Annotated in this window: 13 protein-coding genes; 9 read left to right on the top strand and 4 right to left on the bottom strand. The window is 38.5% G+C overall.

What is annotated here, in order from left to right:
* The first annotated feature begins 387 nt into the window (after positions 1–387).
* The 5 genes from L2B55_RS09020 (at position 388) to L2B55_RS09035 (ending at position 9,891) form a co-directional block, all read left to right on the top strand.
* A complete protein-coding gene (locus tag L2B55_RS09020) occupies positions 388–3,042 on the top strand; it encodes a glycoside hydrolase family 3 C-terminal domain-containing protein (protein WP_237850207.1) in 2,655 nt (884 codons plus the stop codon).
* 19 nt (positions 3,043–3,061) lie between these two features.
* Positions 3,062–5,416, top strand: coding sequence for a hypothetical protein (locus tag L2B55_RS09025; protein ID WP_237850208.1), 2,355 nt, complete (start codon positions 3,062–3,064; stop codon positions 5,414–5,416).
* An 11-nt stretch (positions 5,417–5,427) separates the two neighbouring features.
* Positions 5,428–5,553: a hypothetical protein gene (locus L2B55_RS18860; RefSeq protein WP_255696572.1), complete on the top strand. Its 126-nt coding sequence runs from the start codon at positions 5,428–5,430 to the stop codon at positions 5,551–5,553.
* 130 nt (positions 5,554–5,683) lie between these two features.
* Positions 5,684–7,609: a peptide-N-glycosidase F-related protein gene (locus tag L2B55_RS09030; protein WP_237850209.1), complete on the top strand. Its 1,926-nt coding sequence runs from the start codon at positions 5,684–5,686 to the stop codon at positions 7,607–7,609.
* 71 nt (positions 7,610–7,680) lie between these two features.
* Entirely contained in the window at positions 7,681–9,891 is a 2,211-nt protein-coding gene (locus L2B55_RS09035; protein WP_237850210.1) for a glycoside hydrolase family 95 protein, read from the top strand.
* Positions 9,892–10,257: 366 nt separating this feature from the next.
* On the opposite strand, the gene L2B55_RS09040 is transcribed toward L2B55_RS09035, so the two are convergent.
* On the bottom strand, positions 10,258–11,208 hold the full coding sequence (locus L2B55_RS09040) for an AraC family transcriptional regulator (RefSeq protein WP_237850211.1): 951 nt from the start codon (positions 11,206–11,208) through the stop codon (positions 10,258–10,260).
* 380 nt (positions 11,209–11,588) lie between these two features.
* On the opposite strand from L2B55_RS09040, the gene L2B55_RS09045 reads away from it, so the two are divergent.
* The gene (locus tag L2B55_RS09045) at positions 11,589–12,665 is read left to right on the top strand and encodes a serine hydrolase domain-containing protein (RefSeq protein ID WP_237850212.1); all 1,077 of its coding nucleotides are present in this window, start codon (positions 11,589–11,591) and stop codon (positions 12,663–12,665) included.
* Positions 12,666–12,800: 135 nt separating this feature from the next.
* Here L2B55_RS09045 and L2B55_RS09050 read toward each other — a convergent pair whose 3' ends face one another.
* The 3 genes from L2B55_RS09050 to L2B55_RS19045 all read right to left on the bottom strand — a co-directional run bounded on the left by L2B55_RS09050 (position 12,801) and on the right by L2B55_RS19045 (position 14,420).
* Positions 12,801–13,337, bottom strand: coding sequence for an NADPH-dependent FMN reductase (locus L2B55_RS09050; RefSeq protein WP_237850213.1), 537 nt, complete (start codon positions 13,335–13,337; stop codon positions 12,801–12,803).
* Between the two features lie 214 nt (positions 13,338–13,551).
* Positions 13,552–14,082 carry a hypothetical protein gene (locus tag L2B55_RS09055; protein WP_237850214.1) on the bottom strand — a complete coding sequence of 177 codons (531 nt, stop codon included), beginning with the start codon at positions 14,080–14,082 and terminating at the stop codon, positions 13,552–13,554.
* Positions 14,083–14,213: 131 nt separating this feature from the next.
* Positions 14,214–14,420: a PLD nuclease N-terminal domain-containing protein gene (locus L2B55_RS19045; protein ID WP_420854517.1), complete on the bottom strand. Its 207-nt coding sequence runs from the start codon at positions 14,418–14,420 to the stop codon at positions 14,214–14,216.
* A 308-nt stretch (positions 14,421–14,728) separates the two neighbouring features.
* On the opposite strand from L2B55_RS19045, the gene L2B55_RS09060 reads away from it, so the two are divergent.
* From L2B55_RS09060 to L2B55_RS09070, 3 genes are all read left to right on the top strand, one after another.
* Positions 14,729–15,877, top strand: coding sequence for a hypothetical protein (locus L2B55_RS09060; protein ID WP_237850215.1), 1,149 nt, complete (start codon positions 14,729–14,731; stop codon positions 15,875–15,877).
* Positions 15,861–16,601, top strand: a complete 741-nt coding sequence (locus L2B55_RS09065; protein ID WP_237850216.1) for a hypothetical protein — start codon at positions 15,861–15,863, stop codon at positions 16,599–16,601. Before L2B55_RS09060 ends, L2B55_RS09065 begins: the two co-directional genes overlap by 17 nt.
* A gap of 90 nt (positions 16,602–16,691) precedes the next feature.
* Positions 16,692–17,405, top strand: a complete 714-nt coding sequence (locus L2B55_RS09070) for a head GIN domain-containing protein (protein WP_237850217.1) — start codon at positions 16,692–16,694, stop codon at positions 17,403–17,405.
* Positions 17,406–17,418: the final 13 nt, after the last annotated feature.

Below are 17,418 nucleotides of genomic sequence, written 5' to 3' on the forward strand. Positions count from 1 at the left end.
TGAAGTTAGAAATTTTTGGTATCCGCTGTGATAGCATGTTTCGGTATCATTGTTAATCATGCTAAAAGATTAACAATAGATTTAACAAATATAGGTGCTGATCTAAATTTTGCAACTACTGTCAATTCCCGATTAGATTAAATGTCTTGTAGTACCATAAAGGGCTTGAGGTGTTATTTATACTCATTGTAATGTTCAAAATCCAGCTGCATTAGTGGAAGTTTGCAGATAATTGTAAAATTCATTACTGTTTTCATTAAAGTTTTGCATATAAAGCATAAGAATTTACCAAAATAATGTAGGTTTTGAGCTATCTAAATCCGCATTTTTAAAGACCAATCGATTATTGTAATTGATAGGACGAAATGCAGGTTTAATAAATTGATAATGCTAAGCAATAAAATAATAAACACGGTTAAAAGACATGTATGGGTGGTGCTTGTATTTTGCTCTGCAATATTGCATGCGCAGGATTATAAGCGATTACCAATGTGGGATTCATCTTTGCCAATTGATCAACGGGTGAATGATTTGGTAAGCAGGTTAACATTGGAGGAAAAGGTTTTCCAAATGCTAAATGCCGCTCCTGCCATTCCGCGACTTGGCATTCCTGCTTATGAATGGTGGAATGAAATCTTACATGGAGTGGCTCGTACGCCTTATAAAACAACGGTGTTCCCACAGGCTATAGGTATGGCTGCAACCTGGGATACGACGTCCTTAAAGCTAATGGCGAATTATTCGGCTATGGAGGGTCGCGCTATTAATAATAAGGCGGTTGAAGAGGGCAAAACAAAGGAACGCTATAAAGGGCTGACATTTTGGACACCCAATATCAATATCTTTCGTGATCCTCGCTGGGGCAGAGGACAGGAGACTTATGGGGAGGATCCATTTCTCACAGCTAAACTTGGAGCTGCTTTTGTGCGTGGTTTGCAAGGTAATGATCCTAAATATCTTTTATCTGCAGCATGTGCTAAACATTATGCTGTGCACAGTGGTCCTGAACCTACAAGGCATACCGATAATGTGAATCCAACTTTATATGATTTGTGGGATACCTACTTGCCGGCATTTAAAGAGTTGGTGGTAAATGCAAAAGTTGCCGGAGTGATGTGTGCCTACAATGCTTTAAACACTCAACCTTGTTGCGCTAACGATCTGCTGATGAATGAAATTTTGAGAAATCAGTGGAAGTTTGAGGGTTATGTAACTAGCGATTGCTGGGCAATTGACGATTTTGTGAAGAATCATAAAACGCATAAAACAACTGCTGCGGCTTCTGCTGATGCGGTAATGCACGGTACCGATGTTGAATGTGGCACTTCTGTTTATAAATCATTGGTGGATGCAGTGAAAAATGGAATAATAGATGAAAAACAAATTGATGTTTCCGTAAAGCGTTTATTTACCATTCGTTATCGCTTGGGAATGTTTGATACAAAGGAAAAGGTAAATTATACACAAGTTCCTTTTAGTACATTGGAAGCACCTCAACACAAAGCACATGCACTTAAAATGGCGCAACAGTCAATCGTGTTGTTGAAAAATGATAATCAGCTTTTGCCTTTGTCCAAATCTTTGAAACGTATTGCTGTAATTGGCCCCAACGCTGACAGCCGGGTAGCGATGCTTGGCAATTATAATGGTGTTCCTTCGCGCATTGTGTCGGTGTTAGATGGTATTCGTGATAAGGTTGGGACCAATACGGAAATTACTTATGAATCTGCTATTAACTATGTTGGAGAAACTCTGTTTTTGTCTGATAATGATGTTAGTTTCTATTCAAATGAGAAGAAACAAGGAATAAAGGTTTCTTATTTCAATAATGAAGAATTGAAGGGTCCGCCAGTGTATGAAACAGTGGTAAATGATATCAATTTTGCTTATCCTGAAGGACAATTGCCTGCTCGAGGAGTTAGGGCCAGGCATTATTCAGCTCGCTTTACTGCTGATTTTTCTACGAAAGAAGATGAAACTATTTCGTGGCAAATGGAAGGTGATGATGGTTACCGCCTGTATATTAACGATAGTTTAGTTGTTAACCGTTGGGGCTATGAACCAGGTAAGCGTATTTTTAAATGGAACGCCCGGAAGGGGGTGAATTATAAAATGGTATTGGAATATTGGCAGAATGAAGATGGAGCTATGATCCGCATGCAAAAAGGTTCAGAACAAAAGGCCGATCTGAAAGCGATAGCACAAAGAGTTGCCGATGCTGATGCCATTGTATTTGTGGGTGGAATTTCACCTGAATTAGAAGGGGAGCAAATGCCCGTTAATGTCGAAGGTTTTGACGGAGGTGACCGTACTTCAATACTGTTACCGGCCATTCAAACCTCATTATTAAAAAAACTTAAAGCTACCGGTAAGCCCCTTGTTTTTGTTATGCTTACGGGAAGTGCCATTGCCATGCCATGGGAACAAGAAAATATACCGGCAATTTTAAACGCTTGGTATGGAGGACAAAGTGGAGGTACTGCCATAGCGGATGTTCTATTTGGAGACTACAATCCGGCTGGAAGATTACCTGTTACTTTCTATAAAAGGGATACGGATTTACCAAAGTTTAATAATTACAATATGCAGGGACATACCTACCGATATTTTAATGGAGAGGTATTGTATCCATTTGGTTATGGTTTGAGTTATACATCTTTTAATTACAGTGGTTTAAGTGTTTCTAAAAACATAAAAACAGGTGCTTCCATAACAGTTGAAGTAAATGTGAAAAACGTGGGCAGGAAAGATGGGGAAGAAGTGGTACAGCTGTATGTGGCATATCCAAAGTTGAAGAATAAAACACCAATCAGGGCGCTCAAAGGATTTCAACGAATTTCTCTGAAATCAGGCGAAAGTCGTAAGGTTCGTTTCGTTCTAAACCCTGAACACCTATCATTAGTGGATGATAATGGTCAGCGTTATCAGCCAACAGGAGAACTGACAATCAGTGTGGGAGGAGGTCAACCAGACGTTAAGACAAAATGTACTTCAAATACTGTTCAACAAACAGTTATGATTAGTAAAAATAGTATCATGTAATACTCTTACCTGATTAAATATGAACGTTTCAAAAATTAAGGGTTTTATTGCATTGCTGTTTCTTTGGGGAGCAGCTAAGGCTCAGACAACAGAAGATAAGTCATTAGCAAAGTTCTTACAGCAAATACATGGTTCTTTTGGGGTTTCGATTCGACAATATAATGGAACTATATTGACCCATCAGGAGAATTTAACAAGTAAAGAAAGTCTAAAGAGTAGCTGGAAATTGAAGTTGTCTTCAAAAAAAACAAGCGGAGAGTCTGATGCATTAGACATTACTATTAATTGTCGCTTGAACAGAGGAGAGGCTCATTCTACTGCTCTTGCGGCATCATTTAATTTTAGCAATTGGAGTAGAAATAATTATGTTCTAGTGCCAGCGATTGTTTATAATGGTAATCGCTATCGGACAATTGGAAATGGTTACAATCCAGACTATCCAAAGGAAATGTACTACAATCCGAAGGTGCCGCTTACTATTTCCAATAATCCTCGTTTACAGATAGATGAAGGAAAGGAGTCTTTAATAGAATTGCAAACAGGCAATGCCGCCACTCCCGCAATGTGTTTTTTTTCTCCCAAAGAAAAGAAGGGTTTTATTGTAATCACTCATCAACAAACAAAGTTTGGAAATAGCGGCTTAACAATTACTGAAAACGCAAAGCAGGATAGCAGTTCATTCCAAATTTCCGCACCCTCTATGCGTAAACTGGCCGCAGGATTTGGCGATTTTCATGCAAGCGAGGATAAAGCCCCTGATTGGAAAGCTGGAGACGCATTATCATTACAGTTTCGTGTATATGTATTTCCTGCGAATGACATTCCAGCCTTGCTTCAAAAATTTATGGAGGTTCGTAAGCGATTCACCATGCCCAATCAGCCGCGCAATCAGCTCCCGATGAGCAAACAGATTGAGCTGGGGACTACTATTTGTCGTAATAACTGGTCGGAGAACCCGGTAGGGAATTATTATTTGCCAGAAAATAATAGGCATTTTCAATTAGGGTGGGTTAGTGGTATGATGAACACATATCCTATGCTAGCCTTAAACGATGACATAGAACGTAACAGGGTAGGGCAGGAACTGGACTTTATTGTAAATAAGCTGCAGGGTAAAAGCGGTTTCTTCTACGGAGGAATTACAAGTGATGGCAAAATCCGTCCGGAGAAAATGCATCCTGATTTTCCTGCCATTCAGGCAATGGTTAGGAAAAATAGTGATGTACTGCTATGGTTTATGAAGCATCTGTTGTTGTTAAAAGGACAAGGCCTCGCTTCGTTCATCAAACCGAAATGGGAAACCTCTGCAAAAAAATTAGCACAAGCTTTTACAACCACCTGGAATAAGTATGGTGAATTCGGGCAGTACATTGTGCCTGAAACAGGAGAAATTGCAGTGTTTAATTCTACTGCCGGCGCTATAGCCCCGGGAGGATTGGCTCTGGCAGCAAAATACTTTAATGAACCTACTTTTTTAACCGCGGCAAAGTCAGCTGCTGACTATTATTATCAGAGGGATGTGGTAAAGCAAGGGCTTACCGGTGGTGACTGTGGAGATATATCGCAGGATGCTAATTCTGAATCGGCCTTTGGTTTTTTGGAGTCATTAATGGCTCTATATTATGTTACCAATGACGCTCAATGGTTGAAAAAAGCAGAAGTTCAGGCGGCTCTTTGTTCTACATGGGCCATTTCTTATGATCCGATTTTTCCTGAACATTCTACTACCGCTAAACTTGGGTGCCATATGGCAGGTGCTTTATGGGCTAGCATTCAAAACAAACATGCTGCACCCGGTATATGTACTGCTTCGGGTGATTATTTATTCAAGTTATTTCGTGCAACGGGTAATAAACTATATGCTGATTTGATTAGGGATATACAGCATGCAAATGTTGAAGCGACAAATATGCCTAATCATGTAACTACTAATTATTTAATAGGCTCTTCGATGGAACGTATTCAACCTTCTGATGCCGAAGGTAAAGGCAGCATCGGGAACTTTATTCACACACGAAATTCATGGACCGAGACCAACGGCATACTGATGGTCATGGAACTGCCCGGTATTTATTTGCAAACTGATACCCGAACGTTACAAGTATTTGACCACGTAGAGGCATCAATTATAAAGCATGATGACACCGGAATTACACTTTCATTAAAAAATCCAACCATCTATGAAGCTGCTATTTCTGTTTTTGCAGAAACCAGTAATGAAGCTGTTAAGCCAATGGGCTATGTTAATTTTTTGAGTTGGCCAAAACTTCAGGTTAAAGCAGGGGAAACGATAAAAGTAATGGTCAAGAAAAATGGTGAAGTTGCAATATTGTCACAGGTAAATGCAGCATCAGTTGATGGTATAATTCATTAAATAGATTATTTATGAAGAAAATTCATATTGTATTGGCCTTTATTGGATGGGCAGGGGTACATACTCAGGCGTTTTCCCAGCAAAGAATAAATGTACCGGCTCAAAAGCTGATAGATTTAGAGATAGATAAAATTTGAAAAAATAACGCCTGCTCATCTCATTAAAACCCAATAAAAAATAGGGAAATGAGAAATAGGTCATTATGAACAGGAGAATAAACTAGGCCACAGCAATTGGAGCCTTACAATAAATACCTCAATCCCTTTGATGAAAAAGTTTTTAATTTTTTTGTTTTTAGTACTTTCTGTCAGTTGTTACGCGCAAAAATCGAAGGTCATTCATGTGGTGCCGCATCATCGAACAACAGTGATCTGCGACACCAAAATGTCCGGGAGCAATCCATTTCCCGCCTGGGGCGTCTTTCCATCCGAATCATTGCCTGTGCGAAAAATAACTATGCATGTAACGCTTGGCAGCCCCGATAGCATCCGTACTGCTCATTGGGATTATTTGGACCGCATATATATCCGCCGAAAAGGTGGGGAGCATGGGAAATTGAACAATTGTGAGATTGGGCGGATGCTTACCCCTTACGGAAGTATTTACAATAAAGGGTGGAGTTGGACCTGGAAAGTTGATGTGACCGATTTTGAACCCCTCCTGCGAGACAGTGTAGAGATTGTGTACGTTCATACCGGATATGAGGATAAAACAGTCGGTTGGGCGTTGACAATTGATTTTGAAATACTTTCCGGCCCACCTGTTGTACGGCCACTTGGTATCACTACGCTCTGGAATGGCGCCTTCAAATATGGTGATCCCAAATATAATATCGCGGATTCTCTGCATCCTATCAGCTATGTGGCGCCATTCGGCACAGCCATTAGCCGTATCAGGATACAGCATACAGGCCACGGTATGGACAAACCAAAGGGGTGCAGCGAGTTTTGTTCCCGCTGGCGCGAGTTGCGCATGGATGGCAAGCTGGTAGACCGTCGTGATATATGGAAGAAATGTGGAAGTAACCCTCTTTACCCTCAGGGTGGAACATGGGTTTACAACCGCGCTTACTGGTGCCCCGGCGACTTGCAGGTGCCCGACATCATCGATCTGCCAACTTCTGCAGGTCAACACACAGCTTCGATAATGATGGAGCCTTATACAGCTACGGGCAATATCCAGGCTGAGGAAAATATTAGCGCCTTTCTATACAGCTACTCTTCACCGCTTCAAAAAACGGATGTGACTTTAGATCAGATTGTTGTGCCTACAGACGAGCAGCAATTTTCGCGTCTGAATCCTGCCGCCTTCAATCCTCGCTTTATTGTCCGGAACCTGGGTTCCCGCAATTTGAAAAAGCTCACTATAACTTATGGCACAGAGGGATTCCCCAAAAGAATTTACCATTGGAAGGGCGACCTGGGGTTCAATAAAACCACCGAAATTATACTGCAGGAACCGGTGCAATTCAAACAAGGAATAAATACGTATACAGTTACTTTATCTAAACCCAATGGAGTGGCAGATGCATGGATGGGTGACAATGAGCTAACCACCACCTTCACGGCTCCTGAGCTTTATCCTACCAACTTTGTATTGAAATTCAAGACAAACAACCAACCGATGGATAATGATGTCTATTTGATAGATTCAGTTGGAAATAAAATATTTCATAGGGCAGCTCCGGAGCTGAGCCCCGATTCCCTTTACCAAGATACCATCCGGTTGAAAGAGGGAAAATATGAGTTGTGCCTGACAGACTCAGCAGGCAATGGGCTGGAATTTTGGGCAGAGCCGAAGAATGGCGATGGCTATTTGCGGATGTTTGATTTGAAAGGAAACCTCATTTACACCTTCGAGAGCGATTGCGGCGATGGCGAGAAGCTGAGTTTTGTCGCTACTTCTAATTTCATTGCCGATACAACACAGGCTAATTACGCATTCTCTTTGTATCCACGGGCTATTACCTCTAATACTGAATTGACTGTCATCTCTAATAAAACGGGTGAAATGAAGGTAGTGTTCACTGTGGATGGAAAAGTGTACCAGCAGCACGAGTATGTTGGGATAAAAAATGGCACATTTAGCTATAATCTTGAAGATCTCCCTGACGGTAGAATCATAATGGAGGTTTTCATTGAAGGCAAAAGCCGTTTTAAAGGGCGACTAAACAAGAAAGGAATCAAAAAGTGAGTTGATTTGTGCTTTTTTTCATTCAGAGTTATTCTAATTAATTACTTATGACAACTGGAAATACATTATATATGAAAATACTAAAACAAGCATTTACAATTGCCTTGTTATTTGCAACGTCGGTTTCTTATGCCGATAATGGAAAGGATTTGCGATTATGGTATAAACAGCCAGCCAGGCTTTGGCATGCCGAAGGCTTGCCTCTTGGCAATGGTCGTATGGGTGCCATGATGATGGGAGGCATTAACACTGATACTATTCAATTCAACGAAATAAGCCTTTGGTCAGGTGATAATAATTGGGATGGAGATTATGAAACCGGTGATCGCGGTTTTGGCTCGTATCGTGATTTTGGTCGTTTTGTGGTTGATTTTAATAATATTGGAACAGTACATGCTTATACTCGCTCCTTGAACCTGACGACTGGTGTACAAAATACCTCTTTCGAAAGCAATGGCATAAAATTTATCCGCGAATCATTCGCCAGCAATCCTGATCAAATGCTTGTATTCAGGTTTGCTGCTAGTAAAAAAGGTGCTTTGTCAGGAAAGATTTCAATGACATCAGCACAAGGAGCTATAAGTAAGGCTAATGGCAAAACGTTGAGTTTTCTTGGCGAGATGCCAAATAAATTGAAATACGCATCTAAGCTACTTATTGTAAATGAAGGGGGATCGGTTCGTATGGAAGGAAACACCCTTGTTTTCGATAAATGCAACTCCTTTATTGTTTATTTGGATGCTCGGACCAATTATAAGCCTGATTACAACTCGGGGTGGAGAGGTGATGATCCAATGCCTGTAATTGAAAAGGAGCAAGCGGCAGTATTAAAGCTGGATTATAAGAATCTATTAAATCGACATATTAAGGATATCTCAAGGCTCAATGCAGCTGCAACAATTGATGTTGGAAAAACTCTTGATGCAGTTCTTGCTCAACCAATTGATGTTCGGTTAAAACAGTATGCTGCAGGTAGCAATGATCCGGATTTGGAGGAAACTATTTTTCAATATGGACGCTATTTATTAGTTAGTTCATCTCGCCCCGGCAGCTTACCTGCTAATTTGCAAGGCTTGTGGAACAATAGCAATAATCCTCCTTGGGCCAGCGACTATCACAATAATATTAATGTGCAGATGAATTACTGGGCTGCTGAGTCAACCAATTTATCAGAGTGCCATGTGCCATTAATTGATTTTATTATTGCCGCTCAGGAGCCTTGTCGTATTGCAACACGAAAAGCTTTTGGTCAAAATACACGAGGCTGGACAGCTCGTACCAGTCAGAGTATTTATGGAGGTAATGGTTGGGAATGGAATATTCCTGCCAGTGCCTGGTACGCTCAGCATGTATATGAGCATTGGGCATTTACTCAGGACAAAAACTATCTGCAACAAAAGGCATATCCTATCTTAAAAGAAATATGCAACTACTGGGAAGACCGTTTGAAAAAAATGCCCGATGGAACTTTATTGGTTCCAAATGGTTGGTCGCCAGAACATGGTCCTCGGGAAGATGGAGTAATGCATGATCAGCAATTGGTTTGGGACCTGTTTCAAAATTACCTGGAGGCTGCAGGCGCCTTGGGTGTAGATGCTGATTATCAGGGTAAAGTGAAAGATATGTTGATTCATTTGGGGCCAAATAAAATTGGACGCTGGGGACAGCTGCAGGAATGGCAAACAGATCGTGATGATCCGGATGATCAGCACCGTCATACGTCACATTTGTTTGCGGTGTATCCAGGCCATCAAATCAGTCCAACAACCACTCCGGAGCTAGCGAAAGCGGCAATTATTTCCTTACGTAGCCGAAGTGGCAATTACGGAAAAAATATTAATACTCCATTTACAGTGGAATCTACGATAGGAGACAGCCGTCGTTCTTGGTCATGGCCTTGGCGTTGTGGAATGTGGGCAAGGTTAGGTGATGGAGACAAAGCGGGAATGATGATTCGCGGATTATTAAAGTACAATACCCTTCCTAATCTTTTTACCACTCATCCTCCATTTCAATTGGATGGTAATTTTGGTATTTCCGGAACTATTCCTGAAATGTTGTTGCAGAGTCATGCGGGCGAAATCAGTTTGTTGCCTGCTATTCCTAAAAGTTGGGAAGCTAAAGGATCATTCAAAGGTTTAAAAGCCAGAGGAGGATTTACCGTTGAATGCAGCTGGGAAAATGGTAAGGTGATTTCTTATAAAATAACTTCAAAAGAACAGAAGAAAATAAAAGTGCGGGTAAATGGAGAAGTTAAAGAAACATTGTCAGTAGTAATTTAAAATGCAGTAAATAATATAAGAGAGGCTCCTTAACTTTTTAAGCAGCCTCTCTTTATTTACCGGTCACTAAAGGCAAAGTTGTTGTTGAGAATGGTGTTGTTTTTTCCAAAATGCTGATGAAACCCTCGACTTTTATATACTAGATTGTTTTCCATCAATATATCAGTTGATTCTTCATCAGTATATAATCCCCAACCCATCCTTCTGAAATATCTGAATTAAGTTAGTTGAATAGTGTATTATTTCAATGGAAATCTCCATTCTTGAAATCTATGCATGTCCCGATATTTACCCCCAGAGTAATAAATGATTTATCATTAGGTGATGAAGGCCGTTTTTAGGAACGGCTTTTTTTGTTATCGGAGGTTAATTGCCTGGTATAGAGTCAGTAGTCGATCTGTCATGTAAGGCTTTATACTCCATAGGGGAGCAGCTCATTACTTTTTTGAATATCCTGGAGAAATAATAAGGGTCGTCATATCCAATTTTTTGACCCACCTCTTTAATGATAAGATTGCTTTGCGTAAGTAATTGACAAGCATATCGAATTTTTATTCGGATAAAATATTCGATAGGAGACAGGCCTGTTTTTCTCTTAAAAAGAGCCGAGTAATGGGAGGTTGAAAAATTAAATTCATGAGCAATCTCTTCTGCTGAAAGCCGTTTATCTATATTTTCATGCATAAAGGCGATTGATAGATTTAAATGGTCTACAGTACTCGATTCTTTGACCTTTTTATTAGTTTTTTCAGGGAATAAGAAAAAAGTGATAAATCTGCACAAACAGAGATTGGCGTAATTTAGATTTTCCAAACTGAATCCTTCTTGAATGCTACTAAACATCTCCTGCCATAGCTCTACAATCTGTTCATTATAAGGTAAATCGGTTGGAATGAAAAAACGTTTAAGGTTTAAATTATTAATTAACCCCTCTACGTTTTTTCCGGTAAAATGAACCCAGTAGATTGTCCATGGAGTTTCAATATCAGATTGGTAACAGTGAAATTCCTTAGGTGAAATCAAGATAAATTGATTCGGTGTTATTGTAAAGGTTCCTTGTGCTGATTTATAATATCCTTTTCCATTCAAGCAATAGATCAAAATGTAATCATCACAACCATTTTCTCTAATTCTATAATGAAATTCTGCGTTTGGGTAATAGCCTATATGGGTAATATAAATAAGGTTTATCTGTTTGACCAATATCGATGCTGGTATGTCTATTTGCTTGGCACCAATAAAGCCGTCTCTCTGTTTTTTAATAGAGTTTAATCCACCTTGACCTTCTTTAATTATATCAATTACTTCTTTTTCCATGTTAGTGAAATCGTATTAATTGATCCTTAATTCATTAAGAGACCTTTAATTTAATTTCTGCTATTGATTAATCGAATGGATTAACTAATTAAGGAGTAAAATAGAGATAAAATTAAAGAGAGAATAATAGTCGAAGAATAAGCTATTATTTACCTTGAATAGTCCATCCTATGATTTTCCAGTCCCTCATCGCTGCGAATAAAACAAGCCGACAACAACAACTAGACACAACTTACAACCTAATTAATATCTTTACGGTAAAGGCGAACAATGACGGCGCAGTTTTCTCGCGCCGGAAATGTTGCACGCCATTAACAACAACCTGCGGTTACCTGTAACATATTTCTTCTGCAAAATAGCTTTAAACAAATGATTCACACATGAAAAAAATATTTCTGATAATTATTTTATTTACACAACTCACTAGTGTTTTTTCGCAAACAACAAAAGTTGCTTTGTTTATTGATTCATTTGTTGCAAAAAACAATTTTAATGGGACAATACTTATTGAGCAAAAGGGAATAGTAACTTACAACAAAAGCTTTGGCTTCGCCAACTTTCCGTTTAAAATACCCAACACATCCGATACAAGATATAGGGTGGCTTCTATCACAAAAGCATTTACATCTGTACTTATCTTACAATTGTATGAGCAAGGAAAAATAGATTTAAACAAAATAATAACTACTTATTTACCTGATTATAAAGGAGCAGCCGGTAATATAGTTACTGTAAAAGAACTGCTGAATATGACGTCTGGCATGAAGAATATGGATGATGGACTCACACTTGAAAAGGTATTAAAGAATGGAATGCCACAGTATCAAACGCCGAACACGTCAGACGAAATGCTTACAAAATTTTGCAGCGATACACTGGTTACAACGCCGGGGACAGTTTTTGATTATAATAATGCTGATTTTATTATTCTGGGGAAAATTATTGAAAGGATAACAGGCAAAACATATGAAGATAATTTACGGGAAAAAATATGGCGGCCATTGCAAATGGATAATTCTGGTTTGCTTTCGCAGGAAAAAATTATTGAGAAACTTGCCGACACCTATTTTTACAGAGACAATTTAAAAATACTCTCAAATGATTTACCTGTTTATTGGAGCAACTGGTATGCTGCAGGAGCCATGTATTCAACTGCAGGCGATATTTTAAAATTTGCAAATGCTTTGTTTAAAGGCAAACTAGTAAAACAGGAAACTTTAAATCAAATGTTTACTTCAGGGCTTGGTGAGTATGGCTATGGTGTCTGGGTGTATAAAAATTATGAAATCAATCATACAATGTACACAATTGTTAAAAGACCCGGCTCAATAATGGGCGCACAAGCTATGTTGTTTCATATATTGGAGGATGGTTCTACGATAATTATTCTTTGTAACACCGGCACCGTAAGTCTTGACGACTTAGCTGCTAACATTGCTGATAAAATTATTTATTAACAGAGTACAACACTTACAACAAGATATTACCCACTAAAAGAACATGGTGATAGTAATGCTGGAAGCATGGGGTTGGTTTGTGTTTTCATAGCTATAAGGTGGTCTCTGTAAACTTAATAGACCTATAACACGATATTAGCTGCTGCTGTTTTCTGTTAGTTCTTTAATCGCCTGAATAAACTTTGTTAACTCATCAACTGTTTTACTATCTTTTATTTCTCCTCTTTCGTTCAGTTTTCCTTTTATTCCCTGAATTAATAATGTTGTTTCGTTGGTTGTTTTTGTCATCAAGGTCTTCATAATTAACTTTAGTTCTTCGTGTCCTTTTTCTCCGCTTGCAGATGCTGTAATTAATCCAGTAGGTTTATCTGAAAACACTGTTGTTGAAACACACCATTCTATACAATTTTTGAGTCCGCTTGGTATACTAAAAACATATTCAGGTGTACAAATTATAATTCCGTCTGATTTTTCAATAGCACTTCTAAAATCTAATATTATTTTGGGAGTATTATTTTCAGAAAGTTCGGGGTCGAAGTGAGGCAGGTTTTTTAAATTATTGAAAATTGTAACATTGAAGAATTCTTTCGTTATGCTTATAATGTTATCAATAAGTTTTTGATTTGAAGATTTTTCGCTTGCACTTCCATTTATTATTAATATTTTTTTCATTCTATACTATTGAATTAACAATCCTAATGGTTATTGAGTTTATCAGCTGTTGCCTTCTTCACTTTGTCTTGATATCAGTATAAAATTTACCTTTCCAAAACATTATTTTTTTAGGGTTTTCTTTAAGATCGAATTGAAGTCGAATTTTGTTTTTAAAATGTCTTTATCCCATCCGACATAAAGTGAATGTTTGTGTTGCTTACTACTTTAGAAGTCATACATTTTCTGATTTACTGGTGTCATTAATTGAAACAATCTCAGTAGTAGTATTATTATACTCCCATTGATCATAATTTACTTTAAGTTCCCAAATTGAAGTTAGTAAAGAGAAAGAGACAAATACACTCAAAGTATATTCTTTTAGTTCCCAAATTGTAGATAGTAAATAGAAAGAGTTTAATGCCCCAAATGTATTTACTATAAGTTCCCAAATTGTAAATAGTAAAGAGAAAGAGTTTAATGCTCCAAATGGAAATTCAACTAATATAAATACTATGGAAGCTAAAATAATAGTATAAATTCTGGGACCTATTATTTCATATTCATCGTCATAGAGGTTGTATGATGAACAAAGTTTAAAGCCTATGATACTGGCCCAAAGTAAAATTGTCCATGAAACAATGCCTTTAACAAGGGCAAGTGTAGTCTTTAAAAGTAAAGCTTTGGCAATGCATAATAGAAGTGCAAAAGATGAAAGAATGATAGCAACAAGCGCAAAAGCTTTTACAGTCATCTTAGAAAACATGGTTTTGATTTTTTATCAATAGTACGATTAATTGATAATTAAAATGCAGGCAACGTTTTATGCCTGCCAAAGAGGATTTGTATCTCTGGACCTTTCTTAGGCAATTTTAACTAGGTGATGTGTTAATAGTTTTACGCTTGCTTTCTACCAATAGTAAAATATAAAACTGATCCTATTATTGGAACAAACAAAATCACTACGAGCCAAATTAACTTTGTAGTACTGTCTCTAAATGTTGTTTTTAATAGACTAATGAGCGCAATAATTGGGATAATAATTAAAGAAAGAGTAAATGTAGTCCAAAAAATAAGACCAATGCTAGGCGATATAAGTTCCATAAATGAGATTTGTTACAAATATAGTTGTTTTAATTGTATGTAATGATGCATCAATGCTCCGGTTCTCATCAAAGGCTTTCCATTCCCCATCATATTTATCATTTTCATAGTTTCCTAAAATCAAGTCACAAAATTCCTTTGATCCAATTGTTGTTTTTTGATAAACACCGATTCAAAATCAGGTAGTTTTACTTAGATGTAAATCAGTATTACTACTGAAAAAGCGTCGGAAGTATCCTTTTAAATTTGTATTAATTCACTGGATACACTTTTACTCATTCAACTAAATCTCTTAAAGACAATTATTCATGAAAACAATCTATCGATTTACGCTCGTTGCACTATTGATGCACTTGGCTATTCCTTCTGAAGCTCAACTGCTCAATAAAATCAAAAACAAGGTAAATGAACAGCTTAATAAGGCCGACGAAAAGGTTAGCGGAGAAAAAACGGCTCAGGAAAGCTCATCGGCAACCGGCAGCACAAGTAGTGAAAACAGGGCAAATCCTTCGAGTAGCGAAGCCCTTAAGGGTGTTGAAAAAACTTTAATTTATAAGCTTGATGCCGGGGAACGCATTGATTACCGAGAATCAAGGATTATGGTGAGCAGTGATAACAAGGTTTCGGGCCTTGTAATTGTAAACAAAAGCGGCGCCCGCTATGTGGTTGAAAACGGCGTTAAAAAAGGACCTTACACTGTTAAAACCATTCCGCTCGATTTTCTCAAGCAAACCAATAAAGCAGCAAAGACACAAAGCGACAATATTGACCCGCAGGAAATGATTGCCATTTATCAGAACTATATTAAAACAGATAACGACAATACCTACATTGTTTTTAACGGTAAAAAGCACGGCCCGTTCAGTACCCTGGATGCCATGAAAGTCAACCCGCAGAAAACAAAGTTTGTGGCGGTGATTTCGATTGATATTGACGACAACAACAAGCAAAAGTTCTTGGTTAACCAGGAGGGTAAGAAGATTGAATTAGCCAAAGGCGGACAGCTTTTCGGGCAGATAGTGGTCAACTCATCATTTACCGATGCTGCGTTTTGGGGACAAGACCTAGCAGCAGCCTATGCTCAAACAGGTGGCATGCAATCTGTTTTGGCAACACTTAGCGGCAACAAACAAGTGATTAATCCACAACTAAACAGTGTTTGGTACGATGCCTATAATCATCTGTTAGCTACCAACGAGAAAACGGTCTTTTTAAACGGTAAAGTGTTAAAAGAATTTGAACGTACTGTTGGTTCGGATTGGAGAGATATTTGGCTGAACAGCGACGGATCGGCATGGGCGGCTTTAGTTGACAATCAATTGCATTTTAGTGATGGCAGCAAAATTGATGACGGGTTCAGTGTAGGTTCATCCAATCAAAATGGCAAAACTGTTTTAAGCTGGGTTGCCGTTTCGAAGCAGGATTATTCAGTTACTCGTTATGCAAAAACACTTTAAACTTTTCCTGCTGCTGACATGTCTGGGTCAGGCATTTTATAGCCAGGCCCAAACTGCCGATTTTCGTAAGAAGTTTGAGGATGACTATACACGTGCTCAACGATTTTGGGAAAACAACGCGTGGATTGTCGATTCATTATGCCAATATAAGGTACCCGCAACGTTTGCACAGGCAATCGTTTTCCCTGAGTTGATACGCTACTCAGCCCTGCGCGATCAGATGGAAATTGGCGGGTTGAAAATTTTGTACGTTTCCTTTGGTAATGATTATGCTGATTTTTCCATCGGAAACTTTCAAATGAAACCTTCGTTTGTTGAACGATTAATGATTGATGCAGAAACAGCCAAACTGACGAAAGTATTCAAGCTGCTTGTTATGAACGGGAAGGATGAGGAATGTAAACGAAAAGAAATTGTGAAAAACCTCGAATCGAGGCAAATGCAGGTGTTGTATCTGGCTGCATTCTATCAGCTTTGCGAACAAAAATTCAAAAACAAAAGATGGTCTTCGGAAACCGAGAAACTAAGGTTTTATGCTACTGCCTACAATTGCGGCTATTGGCACAACAATGAGTACATTACTAATAAACAAAAACAAAAGCATTTCTCCACCTCGATAATGGGTAGGGGTAACTCTTATAATTATGCCGATATATCATTGTATTACTATAATTCGTTGCAGGTGGAGAAAATGAGCCATAATGCAACTCGAGTGAACAAGTAATTTGTAACACACCTTGTCAGCTGGTAAGATATTGCAAAAACTTAATGTTGCCTTGTCTTGAGGGCTTTTTAGGTTAAAATACTACTAAACATGAAAAAACTAACTCTCATTCTATTTGCTTTTTTAGGCCTATCAATAATAAGCTCCTGCAGGAATACCATTGAAGGCTCGGGATATTATGTTACAGAAACACGCGCTTTGGGCGAGATTAATGCTGTTACCATCAGCGGCGATTTTGATGTGGTACTGCATAAAGACTCTGTTAGCTCAGTACGGATATACGCCGAAGACAATATCGTCCCCGAAATTGTAACTGAATTAAACTCAAATAATTCATTGAGTATTTATTACCGCGATTATCGTAGCAAATATGACCATGGCCGGGTTGATATTTACGTTCCAGTGAAAAACCTGCGAGCTGTTGATTTACAAAGCAGCGGTTCAATACATGGTACACCGGTTTTATTTGCTTCGGAAGTTAAGTTGAATATCAGCGGCTCGGGCGAAGTAAAATTGCCTGTTAATACCGAAAAGATTTATAGCAATATGTCAGGCTCGGGTTTAATGGAATTATGGGGTACAGCAACCAACACCGACCAAAGCATTTCGAGCTCGGGGAAGATTAGATCATTTGGCTTGGTTAGTAAGGATGTAAAAGTATCCATTTCGGGCTCCGGCACCTGCGAGGTCAATGCTACGCAAACCCTGGATGCCACTATCAGCGGCAGTGGTAATATCATTTATATGGGCAATCCGCAGGTAACTACACATATTAGTGGTAGCGGGAAAGTAAAGAAGTATTGATTTTCTCTTGCCT

Origin of the sequence: Solitalea lacus, assembly GCF_022014595.1 — a bacterium.
Lineage (GTDB): Bacteria > Bacteroidota > Bacteroidia > Sphingobacteriales > Sphingobacteriaceae > Solitalea > Solitalea lacus.

Excerpts from the sequence above, each read along its gene's own strand:
- L2B55_RS09040 (WP_237850211.1), bottom strand. The coding sequence starts at position 11,208 with ATGGAAAAAGAAGTAATTGATATAATTAAAGAAGGTCAAGGTGGATTA.
- L2B55_RS09030 (WP_237850209.1), top strand. The coding sequence starts at position 5,684 with ATGAAAAAGTTTTTAATTTTTTTGTTTTTAGTACTTTCTGTCAGTTGT.
- L2B55_RS18860 (WP_255696572.1), top strand. The coding sequence starts at position 5,428 with ATGAAGAAAATTCATATTGTATTGGCCTTTATTGGATGGGCAGGGGTA.
- L2B55_RS09035 (WP_237850210.1), top strand. The coding sequence starts at position 7,681 with ATGAAAATACTAAAACAAGCATTTACAATTGCCTTGTTATTTGCAACG.
- L2B55_RS09055 (WP_237850214.1), bottom strand. The coding sequence starts at position 14,082 with ATGTTTTCTAAGATGACTGTAAAAGCTTTTGCGCTTGTTGCTATCATT.
- L2B55_RS09020 (WP_237850207.1), top strand. The coding sequence starts at position 388 with ATGCTAAGCAATAAAATAATAAACACGGTTAAAAGACATGTATGGGTG.
- L2B55_RS19045 (WP_420854517.1), bottom strand. The coding sequence starts at position 14,420 with ATGGAACTTATATCGCCTAGCATTGGTCTTATTTTTTGGACTACATTT.
- L2B55_RS09050 (WP_237850213.1), bottom strand. The coding sequence starts at position 13,337 with ATGAAAAAAATATTAATAATAAATGGAAGTGCAAGCGAAAAATCTTCA.
- L2B55_RS09025 (WP_237850208.1), top strand. The coding sequence starts at position 3,062 with ATGAACGTTTCAAAAATTAAGGGTTTTATTGCATTGCTGTTTCTTTGG.
- L2B55_RS09065 (WP_237850216.1), top strand. The coding sequence starts at position 15,861 with ATGCAAAAACACTTTAAACTTTTCCTGCTGCTGACATGTCTGGGTCAG.
- L2B55_RS09045 (WP_237850212.1), top strand. The coding sequence starts at position 11,589 with ATGAAAAAAATATTTCTGATAATTATTTTATTTACACAACTCACTAGT.
- L2B55_RS09060 (WP_237850215.1), top strand. The coding sequence starts at position 14,729 with ATGAAAACAATCTATCGATTTACGCTCGTTGCACTATTGATGCACTTG.
- L2B55_RS09070 (WP_237850217.1), top strand. The coding sequence starts at position 16,692 with ATGAAAAAACTAACTCTCATTCTATTTGCTTTTTTAGGCCTATCAATA.